This is a genomic window from Paenibacillus sp. FSL R5-0519 (genome assembly GCF_037974275.1).
In the GTDB taxonomy this organism is placed as follows: Bacteria; Bacillota; Bacilli; order Paenibacillales; family Paenibacillaceae; genus Paenibacillus.
On the sequence record NZ_CP150234.1, the window covers coordinates 4,496,746 to 4,513,277 of the forward strand.

At 49.7% G+C, this 16,532-nt stretch carries 15 protein-coding genes; 5 read left to right on the top strand and 10 right to left on the bottom strand.

Annotation, left to right across the window (positions count from 1 at the left end; all coding sequences use genetic code 11):
* Positions 1-2: 2 nt before the first annotated feature.
* From MKY73_RS20135 to MKY73_RS20165, 7 genes are all read right to left on the bottom strand, one after another.
* Complete coding sequence (locus tag MKY73_RS20135) at positions 3-509, bottom strand: thioesterase family protein (RefSeq protein WP_339241003.1); 507 nt, start codon at positions 507-509, stop codon at positions 3-5.
* A gap of 131 nt (positions 510-640) precedes the next feature.
* Positions 641-2,068, bottom strand: coding sequence for a pyruvate kinase (gene pyk, locus MKY73_RS20140; protein ID WP_062833547.1), 1,428 nt, complete (start codon positions 2,066-2,068; stop codon positions 641-643).
* A gap of 105 nt (positions 2,069-2,173) precedes the next feature.
* Positions 2,174-3,205 (bottom strand): acetyl-CoA carboxylase carboxyltransferase subunit alpha, encoded by a 1,032-nt coding sequence (locus tag MKY73_RS20145; RefSeq protein WP_339303182.1) that lies wholly within the window; start codon positions 3,203-3,205, stop codon positions 2,174-2,176.
* Entirely contained in the window at positions 3,206-4,099 is an 894-nt protein-coding gene (gene accD / locus MKY73_RS20150; protein ID WP_339240998.1) for an acetyl-CoA carboxylase, carboxyltransferase subunit beta, read from the bottom strand.
* 406 nt (positions 4,100-4,505) lie between these two features.
* Positions 4,506-4,694, bottom strand: coding sequence for a glutamate decarboxylase (locus tag MKY73_RS20155; protein WP_339240996.1), 189 nt, complete (start codon positions 4,692-4,694; stop codon positions 4,506-4,508).
* Positions 4,695-4,978: 284 nt separating this feature from the next.
* A complete protein-coding gene (locus tag MKY73_RS20160; RefSeq protein ID WP_339240994.1) occupies positions 4,979-5,470 on the bottom strand; it encodes a phosphatidylglycerophosphatase A in 492 nt (163 codons plus the stop codon).
* A 209-nt stretch (positions 5,471-5,679) separates the two neighbouring features.
* Positions 5,680-9,672 carry a DNA polymerase III subunit alpha gene (locus MKY73_RS20165; RefSeq protein ID WP_339303183.1) on the bottom strand — a complete coding sequence of 1,331 codons (3,993 nt, stop codon included), beginning with the start codon at positions 9,670-9,672 and terminating at the stop codon, positions 5,680-5,682.
* Between the two features lie 266 nt (positions 9,673-9,938).
* Between MKY73_RS20165 and MKY73_RS20170 the strand changes: the two genes are divergently transcribed.
* The 3 genes from MKY73_RS20170 to MKY73_RS20180 all read left to right on the top strand — a co-directional run bounded on the left by MKY73_RS20170 (position 9,939) and on the right by MKY73_RS20180 (position 11,202).
* Positions 9,939-10,268 (top strand): YtrH family sporulation protein, encoded by a 330-nt coding sequence (locus tag MKY73_RS20170; protein ID WP_026081169.1) that lies wholly within the window; start codon positions 9,939-9,941, stop codon positions 10,266-10,268.
* 21 nt (positions 10,269-10,289) lie between these two features.
* Positions 10,290-10,778, top strand: a complete 489-nt coding sequence (locus MKY73_RS20175) for a hypothetical protein (protein WP_036609856.1) — start codon at positions 10,290-10,292, stop codon at positions 10,776-10,778.
* An 82-nt stretch (positions 10,779-10,860) separates the two neighbouring features.
* Complete coding sequence (locus tag MKY73_RS20180; protein WP_339260124.1) at positions 10,861-11,202, top strand: YtpI family protein; 342 nt, start codon at positions 10,861-10,863, stop codon at positions 11,200-11,202.
* A 145-nt stretch (positions 11,203-11,347) separates the two neighbouring features.
* Here MKY73_RS20180 and MKY73_RS20185 read toward each other — a convergent pair whose 3' ends face one another.
* The 3 genes from MKY73_RS20185 to MKY73_RS20195 form a co-directional block, all read right to left on the bottom strand.
* Entirely contained in the window at positions 11,348-12,682 is a 1,335-nt protein-coding gene (locus MKY73_RS20185; RefSeq protein ID WP_339303184.1) for a DRTGG domain-containing protein, read from the bottom strand.
* A gap of 212 nt (positions 12,683-12,894) precedes the next feature.
* On the bottom strand, positions 12,895-13,179 hold the full coding sequence (locus MKY73_RS20190; RefSeq protein ID WP_085981456.1) for a hypothetical protein: 285 nt from the start codon (positions 13,177-13,179) through the stop codon (positions 12,895-12,897).
* A gap of 150 nt (positions 13,180-13,329) precedes the next feature.
* Positions 13,330-13,677 carry a YlbF family regulator gene (locus MKY73_RS20195; protein WP_036609862.1) on the bottom strand — a complete coding sequence of 116 codons (348 nt, stop codon included), beginning with the start codon at positions 13,675-13,677 and terminating at the stop codon, positions 13,330-13,332.
* 237 nt (positions 13,678-13,914) lie between these two features.
* Here MKY73_RS20195 and MKY73_RS20200 point away from each other — a divergent pair, with 237 nt between their 5' ends.
* Positions 13,915-15,282, top strand: coding sequence for a YheC/YheD family protein (locus MKY73_RS20200; protein WP_339240986.1), 1,368 nt, complete (start codon positions 13,915-13,917; stop codon positions 15,280-15,282).
* 32 nt (positions 15,283-15,314) lie between these two features.
* On the top strand, positions 15,315-16,505 hold the full coding sequence (locus tag MKY73_RS20205) for a YheC/YheD family protein (RefSeq protein WP_339303185.1): 1,191 nt from the start codon (positions 15,315-15,317) through the stop codon (positions 16,503-16,505).
* The last annotated feature ends 27 nt before the right edge of the window (positions 16,506-16,532 follow it).

Consider the following 16,532-nt stretch of genomic DNA (forward strand, 5'->3'; position numbering starts at 1 on the left):
TATTACCCCTTTCCCGAAAGCCACACCTTTTCAAGCGCGCTGTATAGCTCAGAGGCTGCCTTATCCAGCCGAACTGGCTTCCAGTCTCCATTTACCCACACATGCTGGGTAGAACCTGTAACCAGCCGTTCTCCGGGGAGCGATTCATCAGCTGACCATACCCGTTCTCCAATCGCCATATGCTCATCAGGTTCTTCAGACATGCGTCTTATGTCATACTCATAGTTCAGTCGCAGACCACTAAATGCAGCAATACGGGTGAAAATGATAATCTCATCATCATATCGAGCAGGCTTGTGATATTTCACATCCAGTCCGGTTACGGGAAGCAGTAACCCCTGTTCCTCCATTTTACGATATGTATACCCCATTTGGCGAATCATCTCAGTTCGACCGATTTCAAACCAATTCAAATAGTTCGCGTGGTAGACCACGCCCATCTGGTCACTTTCTTGATAGCGTACACGAAGACGTGCCGCATACCAGCTACCATTGATCTGTTCTCGCACGTGATCGGCCTCCTTCGCTCTAACATTCATACGTGTTACCTCGTTGTAAAGTGTCAATAAGATGGAAAAAAAGCAACGGGACAATAACGCCCCATTGCTTCTTTCCTGTTGCTTCTCCATCCAAGACGCTATTAAGCGTTGTTTGGAATTTGGCTTACTTTAATCAGGTTGGTAGAACCGGAACGACCCAAAGGTACACCTGCTGTGATCACAACCAGGTCTCCTTCTTTAACCAGTCCGGATTTTACGCCGCCTTCAATTGCGTTTTCGAACAAAGCATCCGTAGAATCAACCAGTCTTCCTTTGACAGGAGTTACACCCCAAGCCAGAGCCAAACGACGGGAAGTTCTGTCTTCCGTAGTTACAGCGATGATTGGAGATTCTGGACGGTACTTGGAAATCATGCGTGCAGTGTGTCCTGATTCAGTTGAAGTGATGATCGCTTTTGCGTTCAAATCTTGAGCTGAAAGGGCAACTGATTGGCTGATTGCTTCCGTAACAGTTGTTTGTTGAGCAACACGTTGCTTCAGATACAGCTCTTGGTAAGGCAGAGCCGATTCTGCTTTTTCAGCAATACGGGACATGGTCAGAACGGATTCAACCGGGTATTTACCCGCAGCTGTCTCACCAGACAACATGATTGCGTCCGTACCATCAAAGATCGCATTCGCCACGTCACTTGCTTCAGCACGTGTTGGACGTGGGTTACGCTGCATGGAATCCAACATTTGTGTAGCTGTGATTACCGGTTTACCTGCAACATTACATTTTTCGATCATGCGTTTTTGTACCAATGGTACTTCTTCCGCAGGAATCTCAACACCCAGGTCTCCACGAGCAACCATCAGGCCGTCAGAAACTTCAAGGATCTCATCGAGGTTATCGACACCTTGTTGGTTTTCAATTTTGGAGATGATTTGGATATGTCCAGCATTGTGTTTTTCAAGCAATTCACGAATCTCAAGTACGTCACTCGCTTTACGTACAAAAGAAGCCGCGATGAAATCAACACCTTGCTCAATACCAAATACGATATCGTTAGCGTCTTTTTCGGTGATACCCGGCAGAGAAATGGCAACGCCCGGAACGTTAACACCTTTTTTGCTTTTGATCGATCCGCCGTTAACGATACGGCATTTGATCTCGGTGCCTTGCACTTCCACCACAGTCAGTCCGATCAGACCGTCGTCGATCAGAATTGTAGATCCCGGTTCAACATCATTCGGAAGATCTGTATACGTAATGGAAAGACGTTCTTTGGTTCCAAGAATTTCTTCTGTTGTCAAAGTGATGTACTCGTCTTGAACCAATTCGATCGGTTCTACTTCGAGTTTACCAGTCCGAATTTCCGGTCCTTTGGTGTCCAGCAAGATCGCTACTGTTTTGTTCAACTCTTCGCATGCTTGGCGAATCGCAATGATCCGTCCGCCGTGCTCATCGAAATCACCGTGGGAGAAGTTCAGACGGGCCACATTCATACCGGCCATAATCAATTTTTTGGTGTTCTCCAGAGATTCACTGGATGGACCAATGGTACATACAATTTTCGTTTTACGCATTTTGGGTTTCCTCCGATTTTAAAGGTATTACTCTTTATCTATTTTTCTTTTTCCAACTATTAAATTTACTATACTTTTGCTCATTTGTATAGGAAATTCGTCACACTATTCAACATTTCCCGACAAATTACTCGCAGCATCTACTTCTACAAGCTCTTGAGAAGCTTCAATGGATGCTTGAGGTTCAAACGTGACCGATCCAATTTTACGGAATTTCTCATACCGATCCTGTTTCAGCTGATCCCCGCTCCAACCCTTCATCTCGTCGAGATGACGAATCAAAGCTTCACTGATGAAAGCAGCAGACGCTTCATAATCCCGATGAGCACCGCCGCGTGGCTCGGGCACGATCTCTTCAATAACTTCCATCTCCAGAAGGTCCTTGGCTGTTATTTTCATCGCTTCAGCCGCTTGATCTGCCTTGGATGCATCCTTCCAGAGAATCGAAGCAGCCCCGTTCGGAGAGATCGCAGAATAGATTGCATGTTCCAGCATCAACACACGATTACCCACAGCCATAGCGAGAGCACCGCCGCTTCCACCTTCGCCGATGACCACAACTATAACAGGAACCGAAAGCTTCGCCATTTCCATCAGGTTGCGAGCAATAGCTTCCGATTGACCTCTCTCTTCTGCAGTATTACCCGGATACGCCCCTTTAGTATCAATAAACGTAATAATGGGACGGCCAAATTTGTTCGCTTGTTTCATCAGACGAAGTCCTTTTCGGAAACCTTCCGGATGAGCGCTGCCGAAAAAGCGGGCGATGTTATCCTTCGTATCTTTCCCCCGCTGTTGTCCGATTACCGTTACTGTCTTTCCATTCAATTTGGCAAGCCCGCCAACAACCGCAAGATCGTCTCCGAACATGCGATCACCGTGCAGCTCAATGAAGTCCGTAAATATCAATTGAATCAGATCTAGCGCCGTTGGGCGCTGCTGGTGCCGGGCCAGATGCATTTTCTGTGCTGCCGTTATGCCAGTGTAAATCTCTTCTTCAAGTCTATGGTAACGTTCTTCCAGGCGGGCAATCTCGTCCGTGAAGTCGATCCCTTTTTCCTGTCCAAACTGTACGAGTTCATCAATCTTTTTGCGCATCTCAACCAGAGGCGCTTCATATGGCAACTCACCCGCCATTTAGACCCCTCCTTTTTCACTATGCATATCCAGAAGCTTGCCAAGAGTGGCCCGGAGTTCTTTCCGGTGCACAACCATGTCCAGCTGACCGTGCTGCATATTAAATTCAGCCGTCTGGAAATCATCAGGTAACTTCTGACGGATGGTCTGTTCAATAACGATTCTGCCGGCAAAACCAAACACAGCGCCAGGTTCGGCAATATTAATATCGCCCAGACTCGCAAAACTTGCCGAGACTCCACCTGTCGTCGGGTCCGTGATAACCGAAATGTACAGCCCACCCTGTTCATCCAAACGGGATAAAGCTGCGCTTGTCTTGGCCATTTGCATGAGGCTGAGAATACTCTCCTGCATCCGGGCACCACCTGATGTGGAGAAAATGATCATTGGCAAGCGCTTCTCTGTTGCATGCTCAATGGCACGGGTAATTTTCTCCCCTACAACCGAACCCATGCTGCCTGTGAAGAAATCAAAGCTCATGACAGCCACAACTACAGGCAGGCCCTCAATGGTACCTTCCCCTGTAATTACCGCTTCCTTCAGGCCCGATTTCAGACGTTGTTGTTCCAATTTGTTGCTATATCCAGGAAAGCCAAGCGGATCAACTGATATCATATCAGCGTCAAACTCAACAAACCCTTGATCATCAAGTACCATAGCAATGCGCTCCATAGCGTTAAGACGCATATGGTAACCACAGGCAGGACATACTTTCAGATTTTTCTCCAATTCCTTGCTATATTGAATGGTGCCGCATTTGCTGCACTTGTTCATAAGCCCTTCAGGTATTTCACGTTTTGGGCGTTCTAGGACTTCCTGGCCTTCGCCGGGAAGTGCACGCTCGGAAGGTATGGTAGCGTACTTCCGTTTCTTCTGGAATATATCTTTGAACACAACTACACCTCTCCAGCCGTTGATTTGATGGCCGCAACCTGCAGTGCGCTGCTTGTGACAGCTTCATCCGCGTGCTACGGTAAACCGCTTACGACCCACACGCTGCCATGGGCCTTGTCCAGCATTCACAACAAAAAAATCCGCCGGTACAGGGCAAGGATCAGCGGCTTCTGTCAGCACGATTGATATTACCTGCAATAACCGAAAGATTGTTGCGCCGATGTTTTGAATCTATCTAGGTAGGGTCTCCGGGAGCAACCAGGTCGGTCCTAGTCCTAACAAAAAAAGAAGGAAGGACAGCAGCATACAATACATGCAAGTCGATTCCTCTCTCCGCTTACGCGGTTAGTCCCTTATGTACCGATGGTACTTCTTCCTCTGCCAAGGCACGTCGATGTCGAACGAATCAGGAATGCAGAATGGAATTCAACACTTCCTGGACCTCTTCCAATTCCCCAGAAGGGACGCGAATCTCAAATTGCTGCTTGGATAAACTGATGGGACGGGTCTGTACCAGAAAACCTTCTTCCGAAAGCCTGGTCTTAATCTTGTCCGCAACCTTTGCTGTCGGCGCAATGTAAATCACCGTCCACATGCCTTGTCCGCCCCCTAAGCTAATGTTCAGAGCCCGTATATTGGACTAATGATAACATACCTCACTTTTTTTCTGCAAGAAAGGGTTCGGGACCTTGGGGGAGAATTTGGGATCATGAGGGACATTAGTCCCCCACAAATAACTCATATGGTTGACGAAATCTTCTTATTGATACTTCTTCCATACGCAGCCCTAAACGTATCAGGGCAGCGTCAGCCGCCCTTGGAGACCTTCATGTGAGTCATTAGATTGATCACGGCATCCAGGCATGGAAATACAGGGGGTTAAAGGTCTGAGGGGTATTTTTTGGCTTTAATATTTTTGTGTGCAATCCGGGCGGAAGCTGCAGCGGCCACCCCTGCAACCAGGTCATCCAAAAAGACATGAATGGCTGTTGCATGTTCGTTCAAATCATGAATGACACCTATTTTTTCTTTATCCAGATAACCAAAGCTGGTTAAACCAATCATACCATACACATGAGTAATGCCGAGGGCCAGAGTCTCGTCCACTCCATACAGGGATTCATCCGCTTCCATAATAGCTTGTAACGGTTGGGGCAAGAGTCGCTTCTCCGCAAGTTCGTCGAGAGCAATACCTGTATAAAGCGTATATTGCACCTCTCGTTTCTGCAGAACGGATTTCACGCTGGTAACACAGTCGTCCAAAGTCAGTTCGGGGTGGTACCCTTTTTGCAGACGGTATACAATTGCGGCGATTGCATCAATCTGTACCCCGCGCCGGGCCAGCATGGCTTCTACGATTTCATATGACATATCTCGACCTCCCGCATCAATACCCCGAGGACCACTCGGTCCTTCGGTGTTCTCAAGTGTATGCAGCAACCTGTTAAAATGTTCATAAAATGTGCGGATGGTGAAATCAGGACCGCGATACAACGATCACAAAAAACCTGTTCAGCATTTAGCCAAACAGGTTTCATATTATGGAATAGAACGATCACTTACGTGATAACCATAACCGCTCATTTAATTTTGACCGTGCCTTCACCCAGCATCTTCTCCATATCGGAGAACAAGGTTGGTGATGGTTTAATTCGGTAGGCATCACTCAGTGCAAGCAGCTTCTGTTGCTGCTCATAGAAGAGCACCGTCGCAACAGGTCCAGGGTGCTCCTGAAGCAGCTGCTTCAGACGTGCCAGAAGCTCAGGCTTCTCCGCATGCGGGGCAATCTTCACGAACACCCGCTGCTCCACCGCCCGCGGTTCGCGGCTCTGCGCCGGCCTGCCGGCCGCTTCAGCGGCACCGCCAGGCCGGGAAGCCGCATCGCTGCGCGTCGCTGCCGAGCCGTGGCTCCCGCTGCTGCGCGCAGCGGAAGCATCCCCGCCTGCGCTGCTGCGCTGCGCTTCGGCTCCTGCGCTCGCTGGCCGCCGCGGCGAAGCCGATGGCGCCGGGCGCGAAGAGCTGCCGCTGCCGGGCTTGCCGCGCCGGTCACGGCTGCGCAGCTGCTGCTCCAGTGCCGCTGGTGACAACGGCACCACTTCCTCAGCCAGCAGCTTGAACCCTTCGTCCTGCTGCTGCACTTTGGCACGCACGACGAGCAGTTCACCTTTCCCGACATGCTGCTGGCTACGCCGCCATACCTCGGGAAAGAGAACCACTTCGCAGCGTTCGATCTGGTCTTCCAGCTCCATGAACGCCATGGCCTTGCCCTGTTTCGTCGTAATTGACTTCACAGACACAACCATACCCGCAGCGACCGCCATCGTGTCATCTGCCGCCTCGGTCAGCTCCATGATCCGGTCAGCCCCACTCGATTCAAGCACATCTTCATAGTCATCCAGCGGATGCCCGGAGAGATACAAGCCTAACAACTCACGCTCCAGCTCCAGTTGCTGCCCGGAGGAATAAGGAGGAATTTCCGGGTATTCAATCTCCCAGTTTGGCGTCTCCACAAAGTCGAACAATTGAATCTGCAGATCCTCACGTTCTTTGCGCCATTTCAACGCGGCTTCAACGGTCTCATCCAGCATCGCCAGCAATTGGGCCCGGTGTCCGGGTAATGTGTCAAAAGCTCCGGCCTGGATCAGCGATTCAATCACACGTTTGTTACATACACGCAGATCCACACGACGACAAAAATCGAGCAGACTGTCGAACGGTCTCTCCTGCCTTACGATCATAATGCTTTCCATGGCCTGGGTACCGACATTTTTCACAGCAGCCAGACCGAAGCGAATTGCACCCTTTGAGGTAGCCTTCACCAATTCCGGTTCCTTCCGGTTGTCGGATGCTTCAGGCATGGCTGTCGATGCCTGCCACTCATATCCACCACTGTCCTCTTCGGAGCCAGGACCCGGATCATCCGGCAAAGGTGCTTCACCATATTCAGCTTGTCCCGAATGCTGCTCATGCTCATGAACGTGTTCTTCTCTGAAGGAACTTCCGTTACCGTTCGCGGTATGTTCTTCGGTCACGCTTCCGGTGTCACTCTCTACATCGGCTCCCGCAGTCTGCTGCGATACAATGCTCTGATCCCCGGTGCCTGCGCTGCCGGATGGTATAAATACAGGCGTAAACAGAATACCGCTCTCATTTACATCCGGCGGAAGCACCTCCATATCCATACGCCGACATTCCACCACGTACTCTGCCACTTTCCGATGACTGCCCATCACAGCTGTCAGCATGGATGCCATAAAGTGCACAGGATAATGCGCCTTTAGATAAGCCGTCTGGAATGCAAGCACACCATAAGCCGCGGCGTGAGCACGCGGGAAACCATAGTTGGCAAACTTGACGATCATATCATAGACCAGGTCTGCCTCTTCCTCGCTATACCCTTGTTTCAAACTGCCTTGTACAAAGTGTCCACGCTCCAGATCCAGCACTTCCCGTTTCTTCTTGGAAACCGCTCTACGAAGCAAATCTGCTTCACCCAGCGAGAAACCCGCCATCCGGGAGGCAATCTGCATGATTTGTTCCTGATACACGATGATCCCGTACGTATCTTTCAGAATAGGCTCCAGATCCACGTGCGGGTAATCCACTTCGATCTGTCCATGCTTACCCTGAATGTATTTGGATATGAACTCCATCGGACCCGGACGATACAAGGCAAGTACCGAGATCACATCTTCAAAACTACTTGGCTTCAAATCTTTCAGCACACGGCGTACACCGGCAGATTCCAGTTGGAATATGCCCATCGTGTCACCACGGCCAAGCATCTCGTAAGTCAAAGCATCATCATCGGGAATAAGACGGAAGTCCGGAACTTCTCCATGTTCCCCAATCCAGCGTACACACCGCTCAATGATTGAGAGGGTACGCAGACCAAGGAAGTCCATCTTAAGCAAACCTATCGACTCCAGGTTTTCCATGGAATATTGGGTTAACGCGGTCCCTTCACTGCCCTCCTGAAGCGGCACCGCATCGGTCAGCGGATCGCGGGAGATGACCACCCCCGCCGCATGCGTCGAAGCATGACGTGGCATGCCCTCGACCTTCATGGCCATATCCAACAGCTCACGGGTTTTCGGCTTGGTTTCATACAGCGCCTTCAGCTCAGGTGTCGCTTCCATGGCCCGTTCAATGTTAATGCCAAGCTGCGCTGGAATCAGTTTCGCGGCCTTGTCCACTTCGCCATAAGGCACATTCAGTGCTCGTCCGACATCCCGTACGGCTGCACGGGCAGCCATCGTTCCAAAGGTAATAATCTGGGCGACATGGGCTTTGCCATATTTATGCGCGACATAATCAATGACCTCATCCCGCCGTTCATCGCTGAAGTCAATATCAATATCCGGCATGGAGATCCGCTCGGGATTCAAAAAACGTTCGAAGAGCAGGTTGTATTTCATCGGATCAACATCCGTGATGTGCAACGTGTAGGCTACCAGACTTCCTGCCGACGAGCCCCGGCCTGGGCCGGTAACAATGCCTTGTTTATGCGCATAGGCGATAAAGTCCCAGACAATCAGGAAATAATCCGAGAACCCCATACTGTCGATCACACCCAGTTCATAGGCCAGCCGTTGTTCAAGTTCGGATCGAAGCTCCTCGTCTGTCCAGCGTGTGGACTGCGCGTAACGCTCCTCCATGCCTTCTTCGCACAGTTGACGCAGATATGCCGAAGGACTGAGTCCATCGGGAAGTGGTCTGTATTCCGGCAAAATCGATTTGCCGAACTCCAGCTTCAACTCACAGGATTCCGCAATGCGGACGGTATTCGCCAGAGCTTCCGGTACATGAGGAAACAACCGGGCCATCTCTTCTTCACTTTTCAGATAGAGCTGATTCGTTCCAATACGGAGCCGATTCTCATCATCCACGGTCTTGCCCGTTCCGATACAGATCAGCACATCCTGAAGCTCCGCATCCCCTTCCGACAGATAGTGGGCATCATTCGTCGCTACAAGCGGAATCTCAAGTTCAGCCGCCAGTTTGATCAACTGGGGATTCACCCTTTTTTGCTCGGAAAGCCCATGATCCTGAAGCTCCAGATAGAAGTCTTCACCAAAGATATTTTTATAACGCAACGCCGCACGCCGCGCTTCTTCCTCTCGTCCATGCAATAAGTGCTGAGGAACCTCGCCCCCCAGACACGCGCTAAGACAGATAATTCCCTCATGATGGACAGCCAGACTTTCCATATCGATACGTGGTTTGTAATGAAAACCTTCGAGATGTCCAATCGAGCACAATTTCATGAGATTACGGTAACCTGTCATGTTTTTGGCCAGCAGAATCAAATGATGAATCGGCTGATCCTTACGGCTTCCCCGCTCTTTGCGGGACCCAGCTGTCATGTATGCCTCGCAACCGATAATCGGCTTGATCCCCCGTTCAATACATGCTTTATAAAAAGGAATTGCACCATACATTACGCCATGGTCGGTTAGCGCCAGTGTTGTCATTCCGAGATCTGCAGCCTTATTCACGAGATCCGGAATACGCGCAGCGCCGTCCAGCAAACTGTATTCGCTGTGAACGTGCAAATGCACAAAAGAACTCATGTTTTTTTCTTCCTTTCGCCGCAGATAGTCACAGCATCGGATCTTCTGATCCGTTTGCCGCTCTATCTTTCTCATATATATGAATTAAATAAATAAAAAAATGGAATCACCTTAAAAAATCGTGACTACCTCTTAAAAGGAGACTTTATTATTCTATTTTATCATAACGTTCGGGGGCACGCCCATACAATAGAAGTACAAGCCGCTCCCCCTGTGACAGACCGAAGACAGGAGGTGTGCTGCTAGGTCTGAAAGGGGTGTTGCCAGTGAGCACATTTTTGTCCAAAGCCATTCTTGATTTCTTTATTGCGTTTGGAATCGTGCTGGGTGGCGCGATGATCGGAGGTATTGGAGCGGTGATTTCTCTCCAGCCTCCAACACAGACGATGCTCGATATTTCCGGGAAAATAAAGATATGGGCACTCGCAGCTGCTGTGGGTGGCACCATTGATCCCATGCGTGTCATCGAGAGCAATTTCCTGGATGGAAACCTGTCTCCAGCGGTCAAACAAATTCTGTATCTGATCTCTGCTTTTATGGGCGCACATATGGGAACAGAACTGGTAAAGTGGGTGTGCGGCGGAGGCCGGAGCTAATATGAGACAGGAACAGCGTTCATGAGAGTTCCGCCATTCTCCCGTTACCGCCCGCTGATGCGAATGACTGCTGTATTTGTTCTGGGAATGATTGCTGGATGTGTCGTCTACAATGGGGTATTTCACCTGAGTTACAATGCGTTGTGGCTGAACAATCAGGAGCTGCAGCTTCAGCTGCATCAGAATGAGGAGGATATCAAAACGCTGAAAAAATACAGTAAACGCCAAACCGTGATCAAGGAAATCAAGGTCCGTGCAGAAGAGTCCGATAAGGGGCCAGACGAGGCTTCTCTGAAAGTGATGTTACAGAAGCTCGGAGACGAACTTGAGGTGCTCCGCGGAAGAGATGTATTCAACATCGACGAGTATAGCAAAATGACGCGAATCATGCTGAATCAGAAAGTATACTCGGTCAGGGAAAAGGAATACACCGTTCAGGTCAAAACGATGCTGGTCATGGAAGGCGTACTGCAAGTTTGGGTACAGATTCGCATGCATGTTCCTGCGTAACAGCAAAAAACTGCCCTTGTCTGCATCTCTCCATGGTACAATAAGGGCAGTAAATGCTTTCCAGAAAAGGAGCTGCGTCTTTGTGTTCATTGATGTACTCAAATATGTACTAATCGCTATCTTTGCTGTTGCCATGGTTTTGGCAGCGTTGAACAGCATTCGTTCACACAGAAGCTCGGATGCTACCAGCGCCGGTCTGTACCGTTCGTGGATGAATATCTGGATGGGTGGCATGCTTGTTGTTCTTGCGCTGATCCTGATGTTTGTCTTCACGGGTTCCACCTTATCTGTGGTTGTGGAAGCGCTATTTCTGATTATGGGTGCGTATAATGTATTTGCTGGAATACGTAACCGCAGTTATTATGCGCGGATTCAACAACGGTCCAGTAACGGATCAGGTACAACTTCCGGACAATCTGCATGATTTGTTGAAGCGCTATAATTATGTCTGCAAAAAAAGAGAGTACTTCCCTTCATTAAGCGAAGCCAGAATGCGCTACAACGCAACCCGGCAAAGCTTCTCCATGAGGGAGTACTCTCTTTGTCTATACCTGAGGCAACACAATTTGCTAGGCGTGGTCAATGGACTGCAATGTCATTACAGCTTTGCATACCACACTGCCTTCACGTGTAACCACAATGTCCATTTTGCACGTTCGACGACTGGTTTCCAGAATTACAGGTCGAACCAGAATCTGATCCTCAATCTGTACCGGCCTTACAAAATAAGTCGTCACATTATCCACCACATGGTCGTTCCCTGTAACATCCCATGCTGCCCGCCGGCCAGCCTGTGTCATCACATTCAACAGAACCCCTTCGGAGATCGTACCCAGATCTGTTGCCATCTGAGGAATGATGAATCCGTGAAATAACAGTTCATTCTGATCACCGCGTTCCTCGGCAAACCCGTTCCAGATCAGATGATCAAACGTCTCTCCCAGTTGAGGCTGCTTCTGTGCATCCCGCATGGCCTGAAGCACTTCCTTGCGTGTGACGGACGCAATCAGTTTGCGGTTGCGATCCACGATTGGCAGAAAATCGATGCCCTCCCAGGTCATAATTTGCGCAGCGGAAGCAAGAGAGGTTTGCAGCGACGCCGTAATCGGGCGGCGAACGACACATTTCTCAATACTTTGATCCGCCGTCAGCTCACTGACATCCTTCAGACTGACAATGCCAATGACCCGGTTCCATTCATCCACGACTGGAAAGCGATGTTCACCCGTCTCCGAGACCAGCATATGAAAATCTGCGGCTGAGCTCGTGACTTTCAATACCTGCAAGCGAGGTTTCTGACCAATGATATCCTCAACAAGCATGATTTTTTTCTTAATCAGCCGGTCAAAGATCGCACGGTTAATCATGGAAGCCACCGTGAATGTATCATGTCGGGATGAAATAATCGGTAGCCCAAGCTCGTCAGCCATAATTCTTACTTCACGGCTGGTTCCAAACCCACCCGTAATCAACACACCTGCTCCCTGTTCAAGGGCAAGCGAGTGCGCATCCTCACGGTTACCCACAATTAACAGACTCCCAGCGTCAATATAACGCGCCATCGCCTGTTCTTTCATCGCACCTATCACATACTTGTGCAGCGGTTTGGCTAGACCTTCGTTACCACCCAGCACATGGCCCTCTACAATGGTCACCACATCAGCAAAGGTCAACTGTTCCGACATGCCGCGAGGTCTCTTCTCAATCCGAACGGTTCCAATTCGTTCCTTGGTCACGACCAGTCCGAAGTTCTCCGCCTCTTTTACGGCACGGTAAGCTGTCCCTTCACTTACACTTAGTTCCCGTGCAAGTCCACGCACTGATATTTTGCTGCCAACCTTCAGTTGTTCAATATGTTGAAGTAACTGTTCATGCTTCGTGACGTTCTCTTCCTGTCCGTCCAACTGTACCACCCCCGAAGATGCATCTGTACTATTCTGTACCTATTATAACACGCCTTCAGGAAAATAACCCCACTCCCATCTCATTCTCCTAGACAAGGTTCCCCCTCTGAGTTTAATCGCTTAATTATCCTCTAATCCTGTATGTAGCAAAAAAGACCGGACACCTTAAGTCAAGGGATTCCGGTCTCTCATGTTGTATCTACTACAGAACCTTATACAGACTCGCTCCGCTCCTGCTTGTCCAGCAGTTTCATCTCCCACTGCCGCAGCTTCGCCCGGCGAACGGCTTCCAGTGCACGTTTCTTCTCTTCATCTACACCGAGAATAAAATGTAGGTGTGCACCAACGATTAATAAGGAGAATAGCACCCATACGATGCCAAAAATATTAACCCAGTCCATTCCTCCAGCAAAGGAAATCCGCGGCAGTGCAATGACCAGCATCGACAACGCGATAAGCAGATAGATTACATGTTTTGCTTTTTTCAACCTCTTCACCATTCACAGCTCCTTCGTTCGTGATCGACTCTATATTCTAGTCTATGAACGGTAAGGGGCTAATATGAAAGGTTCAGGTAAAAAAACAAGACAACCTTTTGGTACGTGTTCATCCTTCGTAATCAAAAGTGGACTTTTTGAACTACCTTTTTACGCTTCAGCGCCACCGTACAGATGACCCAGGCTGTCTGCAATAATTTTGTTCACGTCTTCAATGATGACACTGAGACGACGCTCTGCATCAAACAAACGACGGATGTTCAGATTCAGACTCAGTACTTCAAACAGTTTCTCCATTTTCTCCATCTCATCCGGAGCTGGCATATCCCCGCTCATCATACGTTGTTGCAATTCCATTTGTTGATCACGAAAGTTATCCAGCATTGCTTTTGCATCTGGATCCGCTTCAATCAGCTTCATCGCGGAAGTAATCTCTTCCACCTCGCTGCTTTCTCTCAGTGCTTTGGCCAAATCATTGGCTTTGTCATAAATGTTCACTATTATTCCTCCTCAGATTGGTTTGTTCTTCCGTGTTAATACACGCTTTTCTCCGCGGTCAAACAAAGGCGGTCTGAAACAGGCCGTCGATATCCTGCCTCGAAATCAAATGCATTTAATCCATATGGGTCAATCACCAAGGGTTATATGTCCTCATATGATGAAGCACATGCCATGTTCAGATGCCGTTCAACTTCGAGATCAGACATCAAGTTGCCGCCCGGAAGGAGATCCGTGATGTCCACTAAAAAAGTAACGATTCAGGTTACCGGCTCGGGCATCCTGCAGGACGACGTCATCATGCTGGGCGAAGGGGTGCTCAAGGCGCTTAAAATCCCTTCAGGAAGGCCGCTTCAGCTGCAATTTGGCTCTTTCCGTCGCGAAGTCACTGTCATTCCGGTTCCAAGGTATGATGGACTGCGCATCAATCAGACAGTTGCCAGCAAGACCGGTCTCGTTCCGCGTTCGGTCCTGAGGGTATCCTATCGTTCAGCCAGCCGTACCCTTCGCCTTGGACCCTACATCAGTGTACTGGTTAGCCAGGATTATCCCGATCAGCCCGATCGGCCCTTTGGCTCCATCACGATGTTCTGTCAAGAACTGGTGAACGCCTGCCGTAAGCAAGGCGCCTATGTATCCTTTTTCACACCGGAGGATATTGGAGCGGTAACGGGTTATATGAAAGGCTGGGTGTATGATGACGGCTGGAAAAAGACTGTTCTGCCTGTAGCAGACGTCGTCAATAACCGGCTAACGTCCCGCAAGCTTGAGAACAAACCTAGCGTACAGCATTTTATGAAAGAAGTAAAATCGCTCTACGGCACGCAAACCTTCAATGAAAAGTTTCTGGACAAAAACGAAGTATTTGACGCACTCAAGTCCATTTCAACGCTTAAACGAGTTCTTCCCGAGTCCCATTTGCTCAAAACATCCACCATGCTCAAGACGATGTGCAACCGGCATCCGGTTGTATTTCTGAAGCCCGTACGCGGTTCTTTGGGCAAAGGCATCATTCGGGTCTCACGTCAGACGGACGGAAGTTTCCTGACTCTGGCGACTGGCGTTGGGGGTACCCGGAAACAAACGTATGCTTCTCTGGATAAACTGTATGCCAGTATGGCTGGGAAAATGAAAACAACACGTTATCAGATCCAACAAGGGCTGACTCTCATTGACAACAGTGGCAGGCCCGTGGATTTCCGCGCGCTCGTGCAAAAGAACCGTACAGGTAAATGGAGTGTAACCTCCATAGTTGCACGAATTGCGGGCGGGAGTCACTATGTATCGAATCTGGCAAGAGGTGGAAGCCTCAGCACCGTCAAAGAGGCGGTTGCCAAAACGCAGTTGTCCGGATCGGCCAAAGCTTCCGCATATGCAGGATTGCACACCGCAGCACTGGATATCGCCAAAGGGATTGAGAGTGCCATCCCTGCTCATTTTGGTGAACTCGGTATTGATCTGGCCCTTGATACCACTGGACGCGTATGGCTGCTCGAAGTCAACTCCAAACCATCCAAGAATGATAATACACCACTGAGTGAGAGCAAGATCCGCCCATCCGTCAAAGCCATGCTCGAATATTCCACGTATCTGGCGGGTTTTTGAAAAGTCATTCTACAAAGGAGAGGTGCAGCAACATGTTTCCAACATCTCAGATCAAAACACTGGCCATTCTGGTGCGTGCAACTGAAGGCTCACCTCCCTTCACGGATGAACTTTTCTGCCGTTGTCTCAGCTTGGGGAGTGTGCGATACGCCCTTCAGATTATTGTGATTCCAATATCGGTTGATGCAGCCCATCTCCCTCTTCAAAGGGGATATGTCTATCATCAAGGGAAGTGGAATTCGGTACCTGTCCCTGCGGTTGATCTTATTATGGACCGTTGTCTTCGCCGCCTCCCAAGGAACGTTAGACAGCAGCTTCAGGAACAGATACGAACGAAGGGCTCAGGTCAACACCGGTATTGGTCAGCTTCTCTTCCAGGTAAATGGGAGGTACATCGTCTGTTGTCCCGAGATCCTGAGTTGCGGTCACAACTTGCCCCCACCACCCGGATCGGATCGCATATTCCTTGGGAATCATGGCTGGATCGTTGGCCCAAAGGACTGTTCTTCAAACCAATATCCGGAACTCATGGCAAAAATACCTTTCGCCTGTCTCGGGGAGCAACTCCATCCACATGGATCGCGGAGGGGCGTAACGAACACAATGAACCCTTTTTCTTTACATTCAACCATACTCAGGCTGTATCTTCCTGGCTGACATCACAACAGGCTGAGCACAAGATGATCGTGCAGCCATATCTGGAGCTTAGCCATCAGGGAAGAGCATTCGACATTCGGGCACTAATGCAAAAGAATGGGCAAGGTCGCTGGACGCTTACCGGATGCATGGTACGCGAAGGACCCGAAGGTTCACTCACGTCCAATCTTCACGGTGGGGGCAGAGCCTATCCGGCCCACGCATATCTGCTCCAGCGATATGGAAAGACCCGTACAGAAACTCTGATGAAGCGCATCCGGCAGACTGCTACGCTAATCCCCACCCTGCTGGAGAGCCGTTTCGGCAGGTTAGCCGAATTGGGGCTTGATTTCGGAGCAGATGCAGAGGGCCAACTCTGGCTAATTGAAGTCAACTCCAAACCTGGCCGCACCTCATTCGCAGAAGCGGGCGACCGACGCATGCATATCCTGACTTATACCCGGCCGCTTGCCTATGCCCGTTATCTGCTGCAACAACATGTTCTCACGGACGTCTTTCGTCCAATGAAATTGTCGAATACATCCAGCAAAGCTGGCCTGAAACCCATCCCGATTCACGGCGGCTGAGGCCCGCAGTGCCTGCTTGCCATGGAG